A 20,555-nucleotide genomic window follows, 5' to 3' on the forward strand; every position below is an offset into this window, starting at 1 on the left:
TACAGTGGCCGTACCGATGTGGTGGTGGACGACAGGCGGATCGTTCGCTACTTCGAACATGAGTTGAGCGAGCAGGTCGACGTGACCCAGTCTCTGGACTGGTTCGGGATCTTCCCTCCCGACGCCCTACCGCATCGGCTTTCGTCTGGACGAGCAACGGCTGCGCTTCGATGAAGGATTGCGCAGGTTGCGCGAGTCCGGCGACTACCGGCACATCGAGCAGCGTTATCTGGCCGACTGAAACCTGAGGAAACTTTTGCAGGGCTGCCTCGGCTGCAAGGCTGTTGCACCATGACCGTCTGCCTGACGACTGGAGACGCACCATGCAGCGCCTTAAACCCATCGCAGCCCTGGGCCTGATCGTCCTGCTCGGTTCCCAGTACAGCCTTGCCGAAGACCGCCAGCTTGCCTCGGAGCTGGGCCCGCTGCAGGTCCATACCGTCGCCAAAGGCCTGGCCAATCCCTGGGCCGTGGCCTTCCTGCCGGATGGCCAGGGCTATCTGGTCAGCGAGCGGCCGGGTGCGTTGCGCCGGGTCAGTGCCGAGGGCGAGGTGTCCGCGCCATTGCGCGGGGTGCCTGATGTCTTTGCGGTTGGCCAGGGCGGTCTGCTCGATGTGGTGCTGTCGCCGGGTTTCGCCGAGGATCGCCTGGTCTATCTGTCCTACGCCGAGGAAGGCGACGGCGCTGCCGGAACGGCGGTGGGGCGCGGCAAGCTGTCGGCCGATGCTTCGGCTCTGGAGAACTTCGAGGTGATCTTCCGCCAGCAGCCCAAGTTGTCCAGCGGCACGCACTTCGGCTCGCGTCTGGTGTTCGACCGTGACGGCTATCTGTTCATCGCCCTGGGTGAGAACAACAACCGGCCCACCGCGCAGGACCTGGACAAGCTGCAGGGCAAGCTGGTGCGCATTGATCCGGACGGGCGCATACCCGAGGACAATCCCTTCATCGGCCGCGCTGGTGCGCGGGACGAGATCTGGTCCTATGGCCATCGCAACCAGCAGGGCGCGGCGCTCAATCCCTGGAGCGGGCGTTTGTGGACCCACGAGCACGGCCCGCGTGGTGGTGATGAAATCAATATTCCCGAGGCCGGCAAGAATTACGGCTGGCCGCTGGCCACCCACGGCATCAACTACTCGATGCTGCCGATTCCCGAGGCGAAGGGCAAAACGGTCGAGGGCACCGAGGCGCCGCATCATGTCTGGGAGAAATCACCGGCCATCAGCGGCATGGCTTTCTATGACGCCGAGCGTTTCCCGGGCTGGCAGCAGAATCTGTTCATCGGCGCGCTGGCCGGCCAGGCGCTGATTCGCCTGCAGCTCGACGGTGATCGGATAGTGCATGAGGAGCGGCTGCTACAACCGCTGAAGGCACGGATACGCGATGTACGGCAGGGACCGGACGGCTATATCTACGTGCTGACGGATGCGCCGCAGGGCAGGTTGCTGCGCCTGGGGCTGGCGAGCGAGTAGAGCGGGGGAGCTGGAGGGGCCGGGTGCGCCATGCGCACCCGGGGCCGATCACTTCTTGCTGATGGTGATCTGGCGGGTGCCGCCGTAAGTCTGGCCGCTCACGCCCTTGGCGATCTGCTGGATCTCGCCACCGCTCTGCAGGAAGGCAGCGATTTGCGCCTCGATGGACTCGCGGGTTTCCACGGCAGGGGCGGGTTTGCTGACTCGGTTGGCAGATGACTTGACGCGAAGGGTGGCCATGACCTTGATCTCTTTCAGATTGGCGGCCGGTCATTATGCCTCAAACCGCCCGTTCCTGCTTGGATAATCACCCTGTCAGCTGCCATGGCGGTGCGCACGCGCGGTTCTTCCCGGCGCTTTATGGCTTGTATTCCAGACACTTATGCGGCCAGAGGACCGGCTGTCGATTCTTCACGCGGCAAGCCCTGACATCCCTGATCTCGGGTAGAATGGCCGGCTGTTTTGACGAGGTGGAACACGATGGCCGTTATCGGGCGGATGAATTCTTTGCAGGTGGTCAAGCACACCGACTTCGGTCTTTATCTGGACGGTGGAGCGGACGGCGAGATCCTCCTGCCCAAGCGCTACATCCCCAAGGACACGCCAAGCGAAGTCGAGGACTGGCTCAACGTGTTCATCTACCTCGACAGCGAAGACAAGCTTATCGCCACCACCCTCAAACCGAAGATCCAGCTCGGCGAGTTCTCCAGCCTCAAGGTGGTGGATATCAATCGCGTCGGCCTGTTCCTCGACTGGGGCCTGCCCAAGGATCTGCTGTTGCCGCATTCGGAAGAGAAGCGCCCGCTGCAGATCGGCGATTACTGCGTGGTCTATCTCTATCTCGACAAACGCACCCGCCGTCTCACCGCCACCGCGCGTCTGGATCGTTATCTGGACCAGGTGCCGGCCAGCTATCAGGTCGGCCAGGAAGTCGACCTGCTGGTGGCCGAACGTACCGACCTCGGTTTCAAGGCCATCATCGACGGCAAGCACTGGGGCCTGATCCACAAGAACGAGCTGTTCAAGTTCATCCGCAGCGGCATGCGCGAAAAAGGCTATATCAAGGAACTGCGCGCCGACGGCAAGATCAGCCTGAGCCTGCAGCCTATTGGCCATGAGGCCGCCAGTGGTCTGGCCGAGCAGATCATCGAGCGCCTGCGCGCGCAGGGCGGAGTACTGGCGCTGGGTGACAAGAGTCCGCCCGAGCTGATCGCCGAACAGTTTCGGGTGAGCAAGGGCAACTTCAAGAAGGCTATCGGCGGGCTCTACAAGCAGGGCCTGATCCGCATTCACGACGACCGTATCGAACTGCTCGACAACTGAGACAACAGTGACTTGAGCGGCGACGCGGCAACTCGCATAATGCCGGCGTTTTCCGCCGGTGTAGCTCAGTCGGTAGAGCAGCGCACTCGTAACGCGAAGGTCGCAGGTTCGATTCCTGTCTCCGGCACCATTCTCCGCAAAGGGTCAGCTTCGGCTGACCCTTTGTCGTTTCAGGGCTGAAAATCCCTCGCGCTGTTGTCAAAGCCGGTGTGATGATGGTTTCGGGTTACCGGTGCGCGACGCCTGGCCCTGCCCAGATGGGAGTAGTTCATGTTCATTCGTTCGCTCGTATTGATCCTGGTTGCGCTACTGGCCGGCGCTGCGTACGCCGATCAGCCGCAGACCATTCGCGTTATTCCCAAGAGCTACGTCAGCCCCGGTGCCAGTGGCAGCGTCTCGGGCTCGTCGAGCTACCAGCAGCACAATCTGTATGGCGGGCAACGTCTGCCACAGGGCACCGTGCGTCAGGAAAGCCATTACGGCAGCCAGTCCATCGAGACCCGTGGCGGCATTCGCCAGAGCACCGAGTATCCCGGAGGGCTGATCATCGAACGCCAGCCGGGCGGCGGCAGTTACCAGCAGCAACGCAGCCGCTGATTGTTCAGTGGCGAGCGGCTGGCGCGTCTGAGGGGCTTGGCGCGTCGGCAATCACTGCCCGGTTGCGCCCCTCGCTCTTGGCTTTGTACATGCATTCGTCGGCGCGCTGCAGCCAGCTTTCCCAATGTTCGCCGCCATGCAGTACTGCTCCGCCGATGGAAACGGTCACCGCCCCGCCCGGGCTTTTCAGCTCAGTGGCGACCTTGTTCAGCAGGTTCTGCGCAGCGGCGCGCAGGCCCTCGGCGTCGGTGCTGGGCAGCAACAGCAGAAACTCCTCACCGCCAAAACGGAACAGGCGATCATCCTTGCGGCAGTAGCGCTTGATCAGCTCGACGAAAGCGACCAGTACCTGATCGCCGACGTGATGGCCGAAACGGTCGTTGATCTGCTTGAAGTGGTCCAGGTCCATCACCAGTAGCCCATAGCTGTCACTGTGGCGGCGATGACTGGCCATGGCAGTCTTCAGTTCTTCATTCATTGCCCGGCGGTTGCGCGCGCCGGTGAGTGGGTCGTGGATCGCCAGCAGTTGCAGCTGGTCGCGCTGATTACGCGTGCGAAAGGCGAAGATGAAGCTGAGCACGCTGGCCATCAGGCCGGTGACCAGGAACGACACCATCTGGTAGTGGCTCTCGAACACGCTGCCGGGTATCAGCAGAGCGTGGCCGGCCAGGCTGACGAGTACCAGGGCGGTTGCCAGCAGGGCCTTGCCGGGGGAAACCATGAAGAAGTTGAAGAGGATCAGCGGGTAGATCCAGAACAGGCCGTTGACCCCAAGATTGATGACGACCAGCGTGGCGTTGACCGAGAACACCGTGGCCAGGTAGATGCCGGGTTTCACCGTGTCGCGGGCGATCCAGGCATAGAGCACGGCAAATACCGTGGACAGGACGATGATGGTGTCGGCGACGCCGACCAGATAGTTGCCGGTCAGCAGGCGGTAGACGGCATAGGGCGAGATGCCGATGATGCCGAACAATCCCATCAAAGTGATGATCGACAGCTGGAAATCGTTGCGCAGGCGCGTCAGCAAACGAGCAGTCTGGGTAGCCATGGCGTTACTTTTTAGTTGTTATGAAACAAGCATGCAGAGCTTGGACCGCGAATGGCAAGGGGCATTGCGGGGCAAAGTGCCAGTATTTCTGTCCGGCCCGACAGGAGGTCAGTGGATGCTCAAGGCAACCAGGGACTTGCTGCGCTGATATCGCAACAGCCGCTCAGCCAGCTCGGCGGGCAGGGCATCGCTGGCGCCGAAACCCTGCCGCTGATAGAAACCTTGCAGGTCGGGATGGCAGAACAGCCAGACCTTTTCCGGATGCGCAGCCAGGCAGCTTTTCAGCAATGCGCAAGCCACGCCGGCACCGCGTTGCTCGGGGGCGACGAACAGCGAGGTCAGCCATTGTCCTTGTGCGACAGGAGTCAGGCACAGCGCTGCGATGATATCGCCGGCATGCTGCGCAACCCACACCTCATCGCCGGCCCGGGCGCGCATGGGCGAACGATGGCTGCGGTAAAACTTGTTGGCCAGTGGCCTGAGTTCGGACGGCAGGCAGCGGTGGGCAGGGGTGAGCATGGCGATGTTGCGCAACGGGTGGGGTGGGCTATTAAACCACCGCTTTTTGGTTAACGGCTGCGCATTTGCCGCCTGCCGCCCCGTGACAGCCGCAGGTCGGTCGCCGCATCATGGCGCATTCCGCACACCGCTCAAGGATTTGCCGAGTGTCGAAGTCTTCCCAGTCGCCGGTGATATACGCCGCCCATAGCGTGACCGGACGGGTGCGCACGCACAACGAGGACGCCCTGATCTGTCGCCCCGAGCTGGGCCTGTGGGCACTGGCCGACGGCATGGGCGGGCATGCCCGTGGTGAAGTGGCCAGCGCTGCCGCGCTCGACGGCCTGGTCAGCGCGGTGGAGCAGGGCCGGGATCTGCGCACAGCGGTGCAGATGGCGCATGCGGCCGTCCTTGCCGCCGCGGCGGGCGATCATGAGCGCGCAGGGATGGGCAGTACGCTGGTGGCGGTGAAGCTGGACGGCACAGCATTCGAACTGACCTGGGTCGGCGACAGCCGTGCCTACCGCGTCGGTATCGATCATGTCGAGCAGCTCAGCCACGATCACAGCTGGGTTCAGGCCATGGTGGATAGCGGGCAGATGAGCCGCGCCGAGGCCCGTGAACACCCGCGGCGCAATCTGATCCTGCAGTGCCTGGGCCAGGGCGAGCCGCCTGAAGCGGATGTGCAGCGCGTGTGTCTGGACCCCGACGAGCTGCTGCTGTTGTGCAGCGACGGTCTTACCGCAGAGCTGGACGACGACGAGATCCAGCGTTGCTGCGCCGAGGCCGCTAGCCTGGAATCCATGGTGGAAGAGCTGATAGATCTGGCAAATGGCCATGGCGGCAGGGACAATATCACCTGCATCGTCCTCGCCTTCGGGCCGCCTGCCGATGACGGCGACGGTGTGGCGCCAGCGCCAGGCCTGTTGCGCAAACTGTTCAATCTCCGCTAACCGACCTTCATTCGAGCCGCATGAGCCAGCCTTCTATCACCATACCGGGATATGACATCCATGGCCGCCTGGGCAAGGGCGGCATGGCCGAGGTCTATCTGGTCACCGAACAGGCGCTGCAGCGCAAGGTGGCGCTGAAAGTACTTTCCCAGGGCGATGACGATTTCAGCCAGCGCTTCATCAAGGAGGGTCATATCGTTGCCTCGCTGCAGCATCCCTCCATCGTCACCATCTACCGTATCGGCCAGTTGAGCGATGGGCGGCACTTCTTCGCCATGGAGTATCTGCCAGGCGGCGACCTTGGCCAGTACCGGGGCACGGTGCTGGAACCTGCCCACGCCCTGCGCATCATCCGGCAGATCGCCAGCGCGTTGGCGATGGTGCACGGCAAGGGCCTGCTGCACCGCGACATCAAGCCCGGCAACATCCTCTTTCGCGGCGATGGCACTGCCGTGCTCACCGATTTCGGCGTGGCCAAGGAGTTGCAATTCGACAACGAGCTGACCCAGTCCGGCATCGCCGTGGGCAGCCCTGCCTATATCAGCCCGGAGCAGGCGCAATGCCAAGCGCTGGATGCGCGCAGCGACATCTACAGCTTGGGCGTACTGCTGCAGGAGATGCTGACCGGCAGCAACCCGTTTCGCGGCGCCAACTACACCCAGACCCTGATGAATCACCTGCAGCTGGAACCGCCGCTCCTGCCCGAGCACCTGGCCGGGCTGCAGTGGCTGCTCGATCGCATGCTGGCCAAGGACCCGGAGGATCGCTTCGCCGATTGCCATGTCCTTCTGGCCAGCCTCGACGAGCTGCAGGACAGCGAACAGGACCGGACCCGCCTGAGCGCAGCGGTCTCGCTCCCTTCACCGGCACGCAACCGGCGCTGGCCGGTCTGGGGCGCGCTTGGCGTGCTGCTGCTCGGCCTTGCCGGTGTGGGCGGCTATTACGGATACCAGCAGCAGAAGATCGGCAGCTTGCTGGCCACTGCCGAGGCGCGGCTGGCCGGGGGGCAGGTACTCGCCGCCGGGCAGGACAGCGCCGACTACTACTTTCAGCAGTTGCTGGCGCTCGATCCCGACAACCAGCAGGCGCTTGATGGCCTGGAGCGAGCCCAGCAGCTGCGCATCCAGCAGTTGCTGGATCTTGCCGAGCAGCGCCTGGAGCAGGGGCTGCTGGTGCTGCCGGAGAATGACAGCGCGGCGCACTACTTCCGCCAGGTGCTGGCTCAGGAGCCGGACAACCTGCTGGCACTGGCCGGTATAAACCGGGTCGCCCGGCGTTTCATCGAACAGACCGAAGCGGCCTATGCCCGTCGCGAGTTCAACCTGGCGCTGGAAAACATCAAGCTGGGCCTGGAGGCCGAACCGCACAACGAGCAGCTACTGGCGCTTTACGATGGCCACGAGCAGCGCGTCGCCGACGCCACGAAGCGGCCCCGCACGGCCACGCAGCCGGCGCGGCAGAATCCGATAAAACGTCTGCTGAACAACCTTTTCGACTGACCCGAGGGGAACACGAATGCTCCGATTGCAGTTCCTGGATAACCGTCAGGCGCCGGTCTGGCTGACCGAGGAGCGCCTGACCATCGGTCAGGACAGTCGTAATCAACTGGTGCTCAACGACCCGGAAGTGGTCAGCTTCCATGCCGAGATCCGTCAGGATCACGGCTATTACTACCTGAGCGATGTCAGCCAGGGTGGCACGCTGGTCAATGACCAGCGCATCGGCTCGCTGTTTCAGCTGCGTGCGGGAGACCGCCTGCGCATCGGCTCCGCCGAGCTGCTGCTGGTCGATCCGAGCCGGGCGCCGGCACGCCCGCAACCGCAGGCACCGCGCTGGTTCCTGCAGGTGATCCAGGGCGAGCACCAGGGGCGCAAGTTCCATATCCACGGTTCGATGACCTTCGGCCGCTCAAGTAAGTGTGAACTGTGTTTCAGCGACGCGGAACTTTCACGCCGGCATTGCGAGTTCTTCCTCAAGGACGACGTGCTCGAGGTCAAGGATCTTGCCTCGGCCAACGGCCTGACGGTCAACCAGCAGAAAGTCAGGAATGCGGTCTTGCAGCCAGGTGACCAGTTGAAGATGGGCTCGGTGACGCTACTGGTCATTGGTCCCAAGGTCAGCGTGAGCGATGCCCCTGACGAGGATGCCACCCAGTTCGTGCGGGTCGCCGATCTGCCTTTGCCGTCAGCCGCGCGCAAGCCGGCGGCCGCTCCGCGCACGCCGGCCCCGCGCAGCAACGGTGCCGCGGCCGCCAACCCGCTGCGTGCGGCTGCCGCTGCCCGCGGCGCACCGGCTCAAACGCAGACCGGGCAGGCCGCCGGCAGGCTCTGGCTGGGCGGTCTGTCGCTGCTGGCGCTGGGCTTCTGCCTGGGCGCTGCGCTGATGTACACGCTGCGCTGAGGGCCCGTCAGGCCGGGGTCAGGCGCCGCCTTTGCGCGCGAATCTCCGGCAGGTCTCTGCGGCGCAGATACACCCGCAGCGGTTCGGTGATATTCACCCGCTCATCGATGTTCTGTTCCTGCAGCCAGCCGAGGCGCTGCCGGTCCAGGCGCATCAGTGCGTCCTGATCCTGGCTCCAGACGTATTCGCAGGTGGGCGTGATGGTTTCGGCCGGCACGTCGAGGCCGAAGCTGTCCTCGGAAAAGCGCAACAGGTACTGGCCGGTCTTGGCGTTGAAGCCGACGAAACCCTGCAACTGGTCGGCGGCCTCGCAGATCTGGTTGGACGTGATACTCATGGCAAACCTCGCTTCCTATGGGTTTGCATGCAAGGCGAATGGTTCTGTTTATCGGCGCAGCCTAACGCCTGAGCCGATCACTTTACGTTGCCATGGATCAAGAAAGCCGTTGCAGGGCGGGCAGCACCTGCTGGCGAAGCAGTGGGGCCAGGTCATCGGGCAGGGGCAGAGTGGTATCGAGCCAGCGCAGCTCTTCCAGCTCGGCGGCGGCTTGAACCTCATGGGGCAGTACGGCGCGATAGATATCGGCCTGCACCCAGGTATCGGCTTCGTTGGCAGCGGGGGCGTTGAACTGGCCGAGCGGTTGCAGCGCAGCGGCGTCTAGTTGCAGCTCAAGCTCTTCCAGCAGTTCGCGCCTGAGCGCAGTCAGAGCGTCTTCGCCCGGCTCGTGCTTGCCGCCAGGCAGCATGAAGAAACGGGTGTTGCGCTTGCGTACCAGTAGCAGTCGGCCACGCTCGTCGAACAGACAGGCGGCAGAAATGTACAGAGTGGTGGTTTTCATGGAATAAGCAGCGGGCGCCCTTTCAGGGTGCCCGGCGACCTCAGCCGGCGAGGCCGACATAGACGTTCTGCACATCGTCGTGACCGTCGATGGCTTCGAGGAAGGCTTCGACTTCTTCCATCTGCTCCGGCGTCAGGCTGGTTACCGGGTTCTTCGGGCGGTAGCCGAGTTTGGCCGAGTTGACGGTGAAGCCCTGCTCCGGCAGCGCCTTGCACACGGCATCGAGGTCGGTCGGGTCGGTGATGAACAGGGTCGCACCCTCGTCATCGGGGACGAAGTCCTGGGCACCGGCTTCGATGGCGGCCAGTTCCGGGTCCGAGCCGTTTTCAGTGCTGGCTTCGATCAGGCCGACGTGGTCGAAGTCCCAGCTTACCGAGCCGGAGGCACCGAGCTGGCCCTTGCGGAACAGCACGCGGATTTCCGCGACGGTACGGTTGACGTTATCGGTCAGGCACTCGACGATCACCGGCACCTGGTGCGGGGCGAAACCTTCGTACTGGGTGCGTTCGTAGTTGATCACCTCACCCGATAGCCCCGCGCCTTTCTTGATGGCGCGCTCCAGGGTGTCCTTGGGCATGGAGGCCTTCTTGGCCTGATGCACGGCCAGGCGCAGCTTGGGGTTCATGTCCGGGTCGGCGCCGTTACGCGCGGCGATCATGATTTCCTTCACCAGCTTGCCGAAGATCTTACCTCGTGCATTGGCTGCGGCTTCTTTGGGTTTGGCTTTCCACTGGGCGCCCATCTGGGGTCTCCTGGCCGATAGGTGAAACGGCGTCGAGGCGCGCGGGGCGCATGACGGTTGGATAGGGGGCGGATTCTAGCAGGCTGCCAAAACGCCGGCGACCGGTGCTTGCCCGCTTTGCCCGACCCTAGATATAGCGCCAGATCAGCTGCAGCCCGGCCAGCAGAATACCCAGCCTGGCGATGCGGTAGAACCACAGGTGGTTGACGCGTGACTGCAACCACAGCCCGCTCCATACCCCGAGCGGCACGATGGGGGCGAGCATCAGGCTGAGCAGCAGGTTCTCCCGGGTGAACTGGCCGAGCGCCGCGTAGGGGAACAGCTTGGCCGCGTTGGTCAGCAGGAAGAACAGGTTGATGGTGGCGACGAAGCGCACCTTGTCCAGTTGCTGCGGCAGCAGGTGCATCATCACCGGCGGGCCGCCGGCGTGGGCGACGAAGCTGGTGAAGCCGGCCAGGCTCGACAGCAGGGTGCCACGGCCCTTGTGCAGTGGCCGCGGCGCCTGGTTGCCCGCCAGCAGACCCAGGCCGACGAAGGCGATGGCGATGCTGCCGATCAGCAGGCCGATGGCGCGTTCGTCGAAAAAGCCGAAAGTCAGCGAGCCGATGCCGATACCGATCACCGCGCCCGGCAGCATGAACTTGAGGTTGGCCGTATCCCACTTGCCCCAGTAGGCCTTCAGGCCGACCACATCGGCCAGGCAGAGAATCGGCAGCATCACCGCCACGGCCTGCTTCGGCGAGGTGGCCAGTGCCAGCAGCGGCACGGCGATGCCTCCCAGCGCACCACCGAAACCGCCCTTGGACAGGCCGGTGAGAAACACCGCCGGCAGGGCGAACAGCAGGAAGTCGTGCAGGGTCATGGGCTTGGCGTAACAGCGTTGAAGAGCGCGCAGGTTAGCAGTCGCGCGCGGCTGTGTGGCTTTTTTCCGTGCCCTCTGTGTCTGTCTGCATCGGGGTGAGGCTGCTCTAATGCCTGCTCAATCAAGGCGAGGCCTGTACTCATGACACCCAAGGATCTGCTGCTGGCGCTGCTGGTGATCGTCGTCTGGGGAATGAATTTCGTGGTGATCAAGGTCGGCCTGCATGGCATGCCGCCGATGCTGATGGGTGCCCTGCGTTTCATGCTCGCGGCCTTCCCGGCGATTCTCCTGGTGCGTCGGCCGCAGGTGCCGCTGCGCTGGATGCTGGCCTACGGCATGACCATTTCGCTGGGGCAATTCGCCTGCCTGTTCTATGCCATGTACGTCGGTATGCCGGCGGGCCTGGCATCGCTGGTGCTGCAGTCGCAGGCGTTTTTCACCCTGTTCTTCGCGGCGATGTTTCTTGGTGAGCGGCTGCGCGGCAGCAATCTGTTCGGTCTGCTGGTGGCCGCCAGCGGTCTGGTATTGATCGGCCTGCAGGGCGGCCAGGCGATGACCCTGGCCGGGTTTGCCCTGACCATCGCAGCCGCGTCGATGTGGGCTCTGGGAAACGTGGTGACGCGCAAACTGGGCAAGGTCAATCTGGTCGGTCTGGTGGTCTGGGGCAGCCTGATCCCGCCGCTGCCGTTCCTGGCGTTGTCCTTATGGCTGGAAGGACCGGAGCTGATCATCCGCTCGCTGAGCACGCTTGGCCTGGATTCGCTGCTGGTGCTGGCCTACCTCGCATTCGGCGCGACCATTCTCGGCTATGGCCTGTGGAGTCGCCTGCTGTCGCGTTATCCGGCCAGTCAGGTGGCGCCGTTCTCGCTGCTGGTGCCGGTGGTGGGCATCAGTTCCTCGGCGCTGCTGCTGGGGGAACGGCTTGGCGGTCTGCAGATGGTCGGCGCGGCACTGGTGATGGCCGGCCTGCTGATCAACGTATGGGGCGGGCGTTTGCTCGACAGCTGGCGCCAGCGCGCGCCGGATGTCGTTTAAGGCGGAGCGGGGCGCTTCTGCTGGCCCTGCCTTGCCGGCAGGCGATGCCGAGCCGCAGCGGCTTACAGGTCACTGCTCCGGCGCGCCCGGCAGTTCGTTGATTTCCAGGCGGTTGCGGCCATTGGCCTTGGCTCGATACAGGGCCTGATCCGCCGCCTCGATCAGGCTCACCGCCAGACTGGCGCTGTCCTGTGGACCGGGTATCAGGCTGGCTACGCCGACGCTCACCGTGATCCGGTGGAACGGGCTGCCCTGATGCGGCAGGTTGCATTGCGCCAGGCTTTCCATGAAGCCGAGGGCGACGGCTTCGGCGCCCTCGGAGGTGGTGTTCGGCAGGATCACCACCAGCTCCTCGCCGCCGTAGCGCGCAGCCAGGTCGCCGGGCCGGCGCATGCATTGCTTGAGGACGTTGGCAACGTTGCGCAGGCACTCGTCGCCTGCCAGGTGTCCGTAGTGATCGTTGTAGCGCTTGAACAGGTCGATATCGAGCAGCATCAGCGCCAGATGCGAGCCCCGGCGATGCGCCCGGCGAATCTCCACTTCCAGCGCCTGGTCGAAACTGCGGCGGTTGGCCAGACCGGTCAGGGCGTCCTGCGAGGCCAGTATTTCCAGTCGCGCATTGGCGTCGAGCAGTTCCTCCCGGGCAATGAGCAACTGACGTTCGACCCGCGAGCGGCGGCGCACATCGACCAGCAGGCGCTGCCCGATGAAGCCGACAGCGAGCAACAGGATCATCACCACCGTGGCGAACAGCCTGGCATCGCGACGCCAGGCTGTCAGCGCCTCATCGCGCCCGAGGGCGACCATGGTGATCAGCGGCATGTTGCTGTTGCGGCGGAAGGCGTACAGCCGTTCGACGCCATCGAGACGCGAAATCTGCGTGGTCAGGGCATGGTCGCGCTCGCGCAACATTTGAAAGATCGGCGAGCTCGACCAGTCCAGTCCCACGTCCTGCTCACGGAACGGCTGGCGAAACAGCAGAATGCCGTCGCTGGTGGACAGGCTCATCACCCCTTGCCTGCCCAGGTCCAGGCTGCCAAAGAGCTGGAGGAACTGCTCCACGCTCAGGGTGATGGCGACGACGCCGGAGAAACTGCCGTCAGCATCGTTCAGGCGCCGGCTGACGGTGAATATCCAGTCGCCGTTCAGTCGGCTCCTGATGGTCGGACCGATGAAGATTTCGGGCGAGGGATTGTCGCGGTGATGGATGAAGAACAGGCGGTCGGCTGCGTTGGGGCGTGCGTTGATATCGCCGCGTGATACCAGCAGGCGGTCGCCCTGTGCGTTATAGATGATGATGGTGCTGGCCAGTTTGAGGACCTGGCTTTGTTGCTGCACCAGCTTCTGCAGGCGTTCGAGGTGTGCGCGATCCTTGCCTTCCTGCTCCAGGCGTTCGGCCAGATCCACCAGTACCAGTTCGGATTGGCGGATGACGCCTTCGCTGTATTTGTCCAGGGCATGGGCCAGGTTGAGGTTGGCCACGTTCAGGTCGTTCAGCGCGCGCTCACGGGAGAACCAGATCTGCCAGGTGGTCAGTAACGCCAGCGACAGGCAGATGAACAGCAGCAGGATGGACGCGAGCCGAGTGCCGTGTTTCATAGACCCAGAGCCCTACGACGAGGACTGATAAAGGCTTGGGGTGAAAGAGCCAGCACAGCTGGCTCTGCTCTTGTCGAGGGTCAGTCCTGGCGGCTGGTGACTTCCAGCAGGTGATAGCCGAACTGGGTCTTGACCGGGCCTTGCACGACACCGACCGGCGCGCTGAAGACCACGGTGTCGAACTCCTTGACCATCTGGCCCGGACCGAAAGAACCCAGGTCGCCGCCGTTACGGCCGGACGGGCAGCTGGAGTTGTCCCTGGCCAGTTGGGCGAAATCGGCACCACCTTCGATGGCGGCTTTCAGTTCGTTGCACTTGTCTTCGCTGGCAACCAGGATGTGGCGGGCAGTGGCGCGAGCCATGGGAATACCTCCTAACGTTAGAGGTGCAGAGCCTAGCGCAATCACCCGGACAAGCAAACGGAAAGCTGTTTCGACCATTGTCCAGCCGTTGAATCTGTCTCTGCCGGGCCGCTTTTGCGAAAGGGCTTGAAGGCATGGCCAGGCAAAAGCTTGCCCAAGGCTGGCAAGCAACTGCCGTCGTGAATGCCGAACTCCCCGTGTTTACTGGCTTTCAGGGCTGGCCCGAAACCTGCTTTGCAGGTAGGGAATGCGTTTTGGGCGGGAGGCCATATGACCAGTATCAACAACAGCATGCCTGCCATGCTCAGCTACTACGGCAGCCAGGTCAGCAATCGTTCCAGTAGCGCCAGTGGTGAAACCGGTGGCCAGGCCGGCGAGGACCCGCTGGCCGATCTGCGGCGTTTCGCCAAGCAGATGGTCGCGCGCAGTGAGGGTGGGCTGCTGCGTGCAATGAATGGAGGTGCGGCGACGGCCAGCAATGGCTTGCAGCGCAGTTCCGAGAGTCAGCCAGCGGAGCCTTCGGTGATTGCGTTGCCGGATGTGATGCAACTGGATCGCGACGATGCCGCCAAGCTGCTGGCGCAGGTCCAGAAGATGGTGGACGCCGGTCTGGACGGCAGCGTCCGCATCGCCGGCCACAATGGCGACAAGCAGACCGACTCGCTGGAAACCTATCGCCAATGGCTGCAGGAAAAGGGCGGGATCAGCGTTTTCGCCTGATCACTCCACAGCCGCCCTGGTGTCGCCCATATCTTCCTCGCTGAGCACGAGGTTGCGTCCGGCGCGTTTGGCTGCGTAGGTGCGTCTGTCAGCGGCCAGCATCAGCTCGTCCAGCGATTGCCCGTCCGTGCCCAGGTTCGCTACGCCGGCGCTCAGCGTCATCGGCAGGACAGTGCCATCGATGGTCAAAGGTTGCTCGGCCAGGCGCCGGCGCAGGCTTTCAGCGATGTCGTGGGCCTGCTTCGCCGTGCTGCCAGGCAGCAGTAAGGCAAACTCCTCGCCACCCAGGCGACAGAACAGGTCATTGATGCGCAGCCGTTGAGTCAACACCCTGGTGAAATGCGTCAGGGCGCGGTCGCCGGCTTCATGACCGAAGCGGTCGTTGATCTGCTTGAAGTGATCGATATCAATGAACACCAGCGACAAGGGCGTGTCATTGCGCAGTGCATGGGCACGCTCGCGCTTGAACACCTCGGCCAGCTTCAAGCGATTCGGCAAACCGGTCAGGGCGTCGCTGGTGGCCTGCTCGGTCAGGCGCTTTTCGTTGCGCACGCGGCTGCATTCGTAGAGATGGGCGAAAATCATCACTGCCAGGCTGGACAGGCCCAGATTGGCGATGATCTCGACGTTATGCAGCAGACTGTCCGAATGAAATCTCCGGGTGAAGACGAACAGGCCGATGCTGACGAACAGCACCGAGCCGTACATGCCCAGACGCAGCCCCAGCAGCAGATAGCAGATGATCGGAATTGACTGAATCCAGGCGAACACCGCGAAGCTGGTGTGGGTCTGAGCCAGCGCCACGATCATGATGCTGAAGAACGGTACCAGGTAAATCGCGGTCAATAGCTGCAGGTTGCGCGTTCGGTCGAGGACGCACAGCAGATACAGCGATACCGCGGCATAACCGATCTCCAGGCCTGCCAGCAGCCAGTTGTCGTGCAGCAGATTGACCGCGGAGAAGAACAAACCGCCGCATAAGGTGATCCATAGCAAGGCTTTCAGGATCGGGCGCCTATGTCGCTCGTTCTGGGTGGAATAACCGGGCATCAGTGTCCTCGAGCGAGGTGAAGCAAGTGCGTAAGTGCAGCAGTGCCACAGGGCGAGCCATGCAGGAACCCTGCCGGGCACTGGCAGGACCAGTGTTCGCGAAGCATTCGAAGGGACGAGGAAGCCGGCCATGATGGCGCGCCGGAAAATACGTCAGAATCACGACGTTAGTTGGGAGAGGACAGTATGACAACAACAAGGAACAAATGGGGCTGGCAGTGCTGTCTGTTGGTGCTGTTGTTGGCGGGGGGAGCCGGCTCGGTGCAGGCCAGCGAGGATCTGGCACTGATCGAGACGATCAACGCCTATCGCAGTGAGGTGCAGCGCTGTGGCGTGCTGGCCTCCGAACCGCTGCCGCCACTGACCAACGATCCGCGCCTGATACTGCCTGCCAACGGCACCGGCGATCTGCAGGATTCGCTGAGCGCCGCCGGCTATCCACTGGTCAACGTCCAGGCCATTACGCTTTCCGGTCCCCGCAATGCGCAAGCTGCGATGCAGGCGTTGAGCGAGAGCTTCTGCCGCGTGCTGCTCGACCCGCAGTTCATCGACATTGGTGTCAATCAGCAGGACCGCGACTGGCGCATCGTGTTGGCACGACCGCTACTGAGCGGTCGCCTGCAGACCTGGCAGACCGAGGGGGAGAGCCTGCTGCTGCTGATCAATTCCGCTCGCGCCGAGGCGCGCCAGTGCGGCGACCAGGCGTTTGCCGCCACCGCGCCGCTGGTATGGAACGCTGAGTTGGGCAGTGCTGCCGAGAGCCACAGCCGCGCCATGGCCAACGGCAACTTCTTTTCCCATCAGGGGCGTGACGGTCTGACGCCGGGTGATCGGGCCGAGCTGGCAGGTTATGGCGGCAGCAGGGTGGGCGAGAACATCGCCGCTGCGCTGGATAATACCGCCAAGGTGGTCGAGGGCTGGCTGGCCAGCCCAGGGCACTGCGCCAACATCATGAACCCCGAGTTCAGCGAGCTGGGGGCTGCCTACGCCAGCGACCCACAAAGCGACGCCGGCATCTACTGGACGGCCTTGTTCGGCGGGCAGTGAACGACTCAGCTGATGCCGAACACTCTGGCTAGGTGCTGCTCGTAGCGCGCCACGTCTTGCTCGATGTTCGGCACCTTCATCACGTCGTTGCACAGGAAGGTGGGCAGGGCGCTCATGCCGAGGAACTCGTTGGCCTTGTGGAAAGGGAAATACACCGCGTCCACGCCCTTGCCCTCGAAGAAGTCGGTGGGGTCTTCGAACGCCTGCAGCGGCGCGTTCCAAGTGAGCGACAGCATGTACTGCTTGCCCTGGATCAGCCCGCCGCTGCCGTACTTCTGCGACGCATCGGAGCGAGTGCGGCCATCGTTGGCGTAGAGGCTGCCGTGACCGGCGGTGAACACCTCGTCCATGTACTTCTTCACCGTCCAGGGCGCGCCCATCCACCAGCCGGGCATCTGGTAGATCACCACATCGGCCCAGAGAATCTTCTGCACTTCTTCCTCGACGTCGTAGCCCTCGTCGATGAAGGTGGTGCGGATGTCGAATCCGGCGCGGTCGAGGAAAGCCGCTGCCGCCTCGTGCAGAGTGGCGTTGTAGCGGCCCTGAGAGTGGGCGAACTGCTTGCCGCCGTTGAGCAGAAGGATCTTTTTCATGAATGTCTCCTGGAAATGATGGGCGAAGGTTAAGTAATGGGATGGCTGGGAAACAGCCGCCGCCAGGCAAAGGATTGTTGACTGAAAGTCATGAAATAACGGGTGGGTCATGCGCTAGAGTGCGGGTCGATTGTTTCCCGTCGGAGTCGCACCCCATGTATGCCTTCATTGTTCAGGCTCACACCAAGCCACAGCAGGCCGATGCCTTCGAACGTCTGTTTCGCGCCTATGTCCAGCCCAGTCGCGCCGAGCCTGGTTGTGTCGAGTACCACATGCTGCGCGATGCGCAGGATTCTACGTTGTTCATCTTCTATGAGGTCTGGGCATCGAAGGAGGCGTTGGCCGAGCACATGGCGCTGCCGCACATGCGCGCTTTTCATGAGCGGCGCATGGACTACCTGCGTAGCGATCTGGTCATCCGCGAAGTCGAGATGCTCAGCCCGACCCGAGCCGTAGCGGCGTAACACGGGCGCCGTTGGCAGCAGTAAGCGCAGCGGGGCCGCGCAGGCGGCCCCGAATCCCGCGGGTCAGTGGCTGTAGCCGGTCGGTTTGTTGCGAATGGTCTTGAGCAGGTCGTCCGGGCTGATGTGACCGACCACCTGGGCCGCTGCGCTGCCCGGCTGCGGCAGGTCGAGGATGTGCCCTTTCATCTTGCCGATCACGTGCATCTCGCACGGCTTGCAGTCGAACTTCAGGGTCAGCACTTCATCGCCATGCACCAGTTGCATCGGCGCCACATTGGTGCGCACGCCAGTCACGCCCTTGGCCTGTTTCGGACACAGGTTGAAGGAGAAGCGCAGGCAGTGCTTGGTGATCATCACCGGCACCTCGCCGGTTTCCTCGTGCGCCTCGTAGGCCGCGTCGATCAGCTGGACACCGTGACGGTGGTAGAAGTCGCGGGCCTTCTGGTTGTAGACGTTGTAGAGGAACGACAGATGCGACTCGGGGTACACCGGCGCCGGGTCGGTCTCGGCCTTGCGCGAGCCGCGCGGGTGGGCGGCGACGCGGGCTTCGGTGAGCTTGTCGATGGCATCGCGACGCAGCGCCTTGAGCTGCGAGTTGGGCACGAAGAACGCCTGCGGTGCGTCGAGGGTGACGCCCTGGGCGTGATAGATGGTGGTACCGAGCTGGGTCAGCAGGTCGCGCAGGCCATCGAGTGCCTGCTCCGGCTTGTTGGCGGCGCCGAACGGGCCGGGCAGGGCGACCTCGACGCTGATGCCTTCTTCACTGGTAGCGGTCAGTTTTAGCGCATCCTCGCGCAGCACGGCCTTCCAGCTCACGCCGATACGGCGCTCGGCACTGGTGCGTTGCAGGGCCTGCTGCCAGTTATGGTCGAGGTTGCGGCTCAGCGGATGATTCGGACGCAGACGGAACAGGCCCTCGGGCATTTCGTTGGGCTCGACGCGGTAGCGGTAGCGCTTCTCGCCGTCTTCCTCGAATTCACCCTTGAGTTCGGCGATGTTGGCGCGAAAGCCCACGACCTCGCGCTTGACCAGCACGTTGAGTCCGTCGCCGTTGGACAGTGGCTCGTGGGTGACGGCGATCAGGTCGCGCTTGTTCACCTTCTCGACATGGCCGACAGGCAGCCCGGTGAAGGTCGGTGAATCGAAGGCGCCGATGTCCACCTTGCGCTCGGTGACGAAGTAGTCGGTGCTGCCGCGGTGGAAGGTCTTGTCCGGATCGGGTACGAAAAAGTGCGCGGTGCGGCCGCTGGAGGCACGGGCCAGATCCGGGCGGTCCTCGAGGATGGCATCGAGCTCGCGGCGGTAGTGGGCGGTGATGTTCTTCACGTAGGCCACATCCTTGTAGCGGCCCTCGATCTTGAACGAGCGCACGCCGGCCTCGACCAGGGCACGCAGGTTGGCGCTCTGGTTGTTGTCCTTCATCGACAGCAGGTGTTTCTCGTAGGCGATCACGCCGCCCTTTTCATCCTTGAGGGTGTAGGGCAGGCGGCAGGCCTGGGAGCAGTCGCCGCGGTTGGCGCTGCGTCCGGTCTGCGCGTGGGAAATGTTGCACTGGCCGGAGAAGGCCACGCACAGCGCACCGTGAATGAAGAACTCGATGGTCGCATCGGTGGCGTCACTGATGGCGCGGATTTCCTGCAGATTCAGCTCGCGGGCCAGCACCAGCTGGGAGAAACCGGCCTGGTCGAGGAACCTGGCCCGTGCCAGGGTGCGGATGTCGGTCTGGGTGCTGGCGTGCAGCTCGATGGGCGGGATATCCAGCTCCATCACCCCCATGTCCTGCACGATCAGCGCATCCACGCCCGCGTCGTAGAGTTGGTGGATCAGCGCACGCGCCGGTTCCAGCTCATCGTCATGCAGGATGGTGTTGATCGTGGTGAACACCCGCGCGTGATAGCGGTGGGCGAACTCCACCAGCCTGGCGATATCGCTCACTTCGTTGCAGGCGTTGTGCCGCGCGCCGAAGCTCGGGCCGCCGATGTAGACGGCGTCGGCGCCATGCAGGATGGCCTCGCGGGCGATCTCGACATCACGCGCAGGGCTGAGCAGTTCCAGGTGGTGTTTGGGCAGGGACATGGTTTTTTCTATTGGCAGGCTGAAGGCACGGAGGTCGCGCATTGTACCGGGCCTGGATGATCGGGGCATCCGCCATGTGCCGGACGGCGGATCGGGCTGTTTGCAACGCCTCAACTGTGGGACAGTAGCGCCCTTTTTCACGGCGAGGTCTGACGATGGACAACAGGGGACTGGAGAAGCTCGATCAGTGGCTGCTCAAGTACGGCAACGATGACTCGATCCTCTCTGCCAGCGAGCTGGACGGCTTCTTCGCCGCCGTCGTCTCCGCGCCGCGCCAAGTCGCGCCTGCCGTCTGGTACGCGGCGATCTGGGCCGACCAGCCGCCGCAGTGGCCGAGCGACAAGGATGGCGAGCGCTTCATGAAGCTGGCGGTGGAACTGATGAGCGAAGCCACCTACATGCTCAGCGAGGAGCCGGATGATTACGAGGCGATCTTCCTCGCCGACGACAACGGCAAGGGCGAAAAGCTGATCGTCTCCGAATGGTGCGCGGGCTATTTGCGTGGTGCTGCGGTGGCCGGCTGGCTGGAAGAGTCGCTGCCCGAGCCGGTGGCGGCCGCCCTGGCGCTGATCACCCTGCACGGCGACGAAAGCGGTAGCGAGCGGCTCAAGGCCATGTCCGATGCGGAATATGACGCCAGCACGGCGATGATCGAACCGGCTGCCGTCGAGCTCTACCAATACTGGCAGCAGAACCTCGACCCGCTGCTGCCGGTGCGCCGCGAGGAGGCCAAGGTGGGTCGCAACGACCCGTGCACCTGCGGCAGCGGCAAGAAATACAAGCAGTGCTGCATGCGCTGACGCCGACTCAGCTGGCGCCGGTCTTGCGTTGTGCTGAGCTGAAATACCCGCCCCGGTCAGGCGGGTATTTCGCTG

23 protein-coding genes and 1 tRNA gene are annotated in these 20,555 nt (G+C 63.5%); 12 read left to right on the forward strand and 12 right to left on the reverse strand.

Annotation, left to right across the window (positions count from 1 at the left end):
- The first annotated feature begins 323 nt into the window (after positions 1 to 323).
- Positions 324 to 1,469, forward strand: coding sequence for a PQQ-dependent sugar dehydrogenase (locus OEG79_RS06225; protein WP_264147927.1), 1,146 nt, complete (start codon positions 324 to 326; stop codon positions 1,467 to 1,469).
- 48 nt (positions 1,470 to 1,517) lie between these two features.
- Here OEG79_RS06225 and OEG79_RS06230 read toward each other — a convergent pair whose 3' ends face one another.
- Positions 1,518 to 1,709 (reverse strand): hypothetical protein, encoded by a 192-nt coding sequence (locus OEG79_RS06230; protein WP_264147928.1) that lies wholly within the window; start codon positions 1,707 to 1,709, stop codon positions 1,518 to 1,520.
- A 240-nt stretch (positions 1,710 to 1,949) separates the two neighbouring features.
- Between OEG79_RS06230 and OEG79_RS06235 the strand changes: the two genes are divergently transcribed.
- From OEG79_RS06235 to OEG79_RS06245, 3 genes are all read left to right on the forward strand, one after another.
- Positions 1,950 to 2,792, forward strand: coding sequence for a S1 RNA-binding domain-containing protein (locus OEG79_RS06235; RefSeq protein WP_264147929.1), 843 nt, complete (start codon positions 1,950 to 1,952; stop codon positions 2,790 to 2,792).
- Positions 2,793 to 2,846: 54 nt separating this feature from the next.
- Positions 2,847 to 2,922: transfer RNA gene (locus tag OEG79_RS06240), tRNA-Thr, on the forward strand.
- Positions 2,923 to 3,062: 140 nt separating this feature from the next.
- On the forward strand, positions 3,063 to 3,389 hold the full coding sequence (locus OEG79_RS06245; RefSeq protein WP_264147930.1) for a hypothetical protein: 327 nt from the start codon (positions 3,063 to 3,065) through the stop codon (positions 3,387 to 3,389).
- Between the two features lie 4 nt (positions 3,390 to 3,393).
- On the opposite strand, the gene OEG79_RS06250 is transcribed toward OEG79_RS06245, so the two are convergent.
- Positions 3,394 to 4,440 (reverse strand): GGDEF domain-containing protein, encoded by a 1,047-nt coding sequence (locus OEG79_RS06250; RefSeq protein WP_264147931.1) that lies wholly within the window; start codon positions 4,438 to 4,440, stop codon positions 3,394 to 3,396.
- 108 nt (positions 4,441 to 4,548) lie between these two features.
- Positions 4,549 to 4,959 carry a GNAT family N-acetyltransferase gene (locus OEG79_RS06255; protein WP_264147932.1) on the reverse strand — a complete coding sequence of 137 codons (411 nt, stop codon included), beginning with the start codon at positions 4,957 to 4,959 and terminating at the stop codon, positions 4,549 to 4,551.
- Positions 4,960 to 5,069: 110 nt separating this feature from the next.
- Between OEG79_RS06255 and OEG79_RS06260 the strand changes: the two genes are divergently transcribed.
- From OEG79_RS06260 to OEG79_RS06270, 3 genes are read left to right on the forward strand one after another with little or no spacing between them, the layout of a single operon-like run.
- Positions 5,070 to 5,891 carry a PP2C family protein-serine/threonine phosphatase gene (locus tag OEG79_RS06260; protein WP_413247527.1) on the forward strand — a complete coding sequence of 274 codons (822 nt, stop codon included), beginning with the start codon at positions 5,070 to 5,072 and terminating at the stop codon, positions 5,889 to 5,891.
- A 20-nt stretch (positions 5,892 to 5,911) separates the two neighbouring features.
- A complete protein-coding gene (locus OEG79_RS06265; protein ID WP_264147934.1) occupies positions 5,912 to 7,390 on the forward strand; it encodes a serine/threonine-protein kinase in 1,479 nt (492 codons plus the stop codon).
- Between the two features lie 16 nt (positions 7,391 to 7,406).
- A complete protein-coding gene (locus OEG79_RS06270; protein ID WP_264147935.1) occupies positions 7,407 to 8,291 on the forward strand; it encodes an FHA domain-containing protein in 885 nt (294 codons plus the stop codon).
- A 7-nt stretch (positions 8,292 to 8,298) separates the two neighbouring features.
- On the opposite strand, the gene OEG79_RS06275 is transcribed toward OEG79_RS06270, so the two are convergent.
- From OEG79_RS06275 to OEG79_RS06290, 4 genes are all read right to left on the reverse strand, one after another.
- Positions 8,299 to 8,628 (reverse strand): DUF2025 family protein, encoded by a 330-nt coding sequence (locus tag OEG79_RS06275; RefSeq protein WP_264147936.1) that lies wholly within the window; start codon positions 8,626 to 8,628, stop codon positions 8,299 to 8,301.
- 97 nt (positions 8,629 to 8,725) lie between these two features.
- Positions 8,726 to 9,130, reverse strand: a complete 405-nt coding sequence (locus OEG79_RS06280; RefSeq protein ID WP_264147937.1) for an NUDIX hydrolase — start codon at positions 9,128 to 9,130, stop codon at positions 8,726 to 8,728.
- Positions 9,131 to 9,170: 40 nt separating this feature from the next.
- On the reverse strand, positions 9,171 to 9,872 hold the full coding sequence (locus tag OEG79_RS06285) for a YebC/PmpR family DNA-binding transcriptional regulator (protein ID WP_264147938.1): 702 nt from the start codon (positions 9,870 to 9,872) through the stop codon (positions 9,171 to 9,173).
- A gap of 127 nt (positions 9,873 to 9,999) precedes the next feature.
- On the reverse strand, positions 10,000 to 10,734 hold the full coding sequence (locus tag OEG79_RS06290; RefSeq protein ID WP_264147939.1) for a sulfite exporter TauE/SafE family protein: 735 nt from the start codon (positions 10,732 to 10,734) through the stop codon (positions 10,000 to 10,002).
- 141 nt (positions 10,735 to 10,875) lie between these two features.
- Here OEG79_RS06290 and OEG79_RS06295 point away from each other — a divergent pair, with 141 nt between their 5' ends.
- Entirely contained in the window at positions 10,876 to 11,769 is an 894-nt protein-coding gene (locus OEG79_RS06295) for an EamA family transporter (RefSeq protein WP_264147940.1), read from the forward strand.
- Positions 11,770 to 11,838: 69 nt separating this feature from the next.
- On the opposite strand, the gene OEG79_RS06300 is transcribed toward OEG79_RS06295, so the two are convergent.
- Positions 11,839 to 13,368 (reverse strand): diguanylate cyclase domain-containing protein, encoded by a 1,530-nt coding sequence (locus OEG79_RS06300; protein WP_264147941.1) that lies wholly within the window; start codon positions 13,366 to 13,368, stop codon positions 11,839 to 11,841.
- An 80-nt stretch (positions 13,369 to 13,448) separates the two neighbouring features.
- Positions 13,449 to 13,730 carry a peptidylprolyl isomerase gene (locus OEG79_RS06305; protein ID WP_264147942.1) on the reverse strand — a complete coding sequence of 94 codons (282 nt, stop codon included), beginning with the start codon at positions 13,728 to 13,730 and terminating at the stop codon, positions 13,449 to 13,451.
- A gap of 270 nt (positions 13,731 to 14,000) precedes the next feature.
- Between OEG79_RS06305 and OEG79_RS06310 the strand changes: the two genes are divergently transcribed.
- On the forward strand, positions 14,001 to 14,450 hold the full coding sequence (locus OEG79_RS06310) for a hypothetical protein (protein ID WP_264147943.1): 450 nt from the start codon (positions 14,001 to 14,003) through the stop codon (positions 14,448 to 14,450).
- Here OEG79_RS06310 and OEG79_RS06315 read toward each other — a convergent pair whose 3' ends face one another.
- Positions 14,451 to 15,500, reverse strand: coding sequence for a GGDEF domain-containing protein (locus tag OEG79_RS06315; protein WP_264147944.1), 1,050 nt, complete (start codon positions 15,498 to 15,500; stop codon positions 14,451 to 14,453).
- Between the two features lie 186 nt (positions 15,501 to 15,686).
- Between OEG79_RS06315 and OEG79_RS06320 the strand changes: the two genes are divergently transcribed.
- Positions 15,687 to 16,547, forward strand: a complete 861-nt coding sequence (locus OEG79_RS06320) for a CAP domain-containing protein (RefSeq protein WP_264147945.1) — start codon at positions 15,687 to 15,689, stop codon at positions 16,545 to 16,547.
- Between the two features lie 5 nt (positions 16,548 to 16,552).
- Here OEG79_RS06320 and OEG79_RS06325 read toward each other — a convergent pair whose 3' ends face one another.
- Entirely contained in the window at positions 16,553 to 17,140 is a 588-nt protein-coding gene (locus OEG79_RS06325) for an NAD(P)H-dependent oxidoreductase (RefSeq protein WP_264147946.1), read from the reverse strand.
- 155 nt (positions 17,141 to 17,295) lie between these two features.
- On the opposite strand from OEG79_RS06325, the gene OEG79_RS06330 reads away from it, so the two are divergent.
- The gene (locus tag OEG79_RS06330) at positions 17,296 to 17,604 is read left to right on the forward strand and encodes a putative quinol monooxygenase (RefSeq protein ID WP_264147947.1); all 309 of its coding nucleotides are present in this window, start codon (positions 17,296 to 17,298) and stop codon (positions 17,602 to 17,604) included.
- Positions 17,605 to 17,667: 63 nt separating this feature from the next.
- Here the strand turns inward: OEG79_RS06330 and OEG79_RS06335 are convergent, their stop codons facing one another.
- Complete coding sequence (locus OEG79_RS06335) at positions 17,668 to 19,680, reverse strand: peptidase U32 family protein (RefSeq protein ID WP_264147948.1); 2,013 nt, start codon at positions 19,678 to 19,680, stop codon at positions 17,668 to 17,670.
- Between the two features lie 155 nt (positions 19,681 to 19,835).
- Here OEG79_RS06335 and OEG79_RS06340 point away from each other — a divergent pair, with 155 nt between their 5' ends.
- Complete coding sequence (locus tag OEG79_RS06340; RefSeq protein WP_264147949.1) at positions 19,836 to 20,480, forward strand: YecA family protein; 645 nt, start codon at positions 19,836 to 19,838, stop codon at positions 20,478 to 20,480.
- The last annotated feature ends 75 nt before the right edge of the window (positions 20,481 to 20,555 follow it).

Source organism: Pseudomonas sp. Z8(2022) (assembly GCF_025837155.1).
GTDB lineage: Bacteria > Pseudomonadota > Gammaproteobacteria > Pseudomonadales > Pseudomonadaceae > Aquipseudomonas.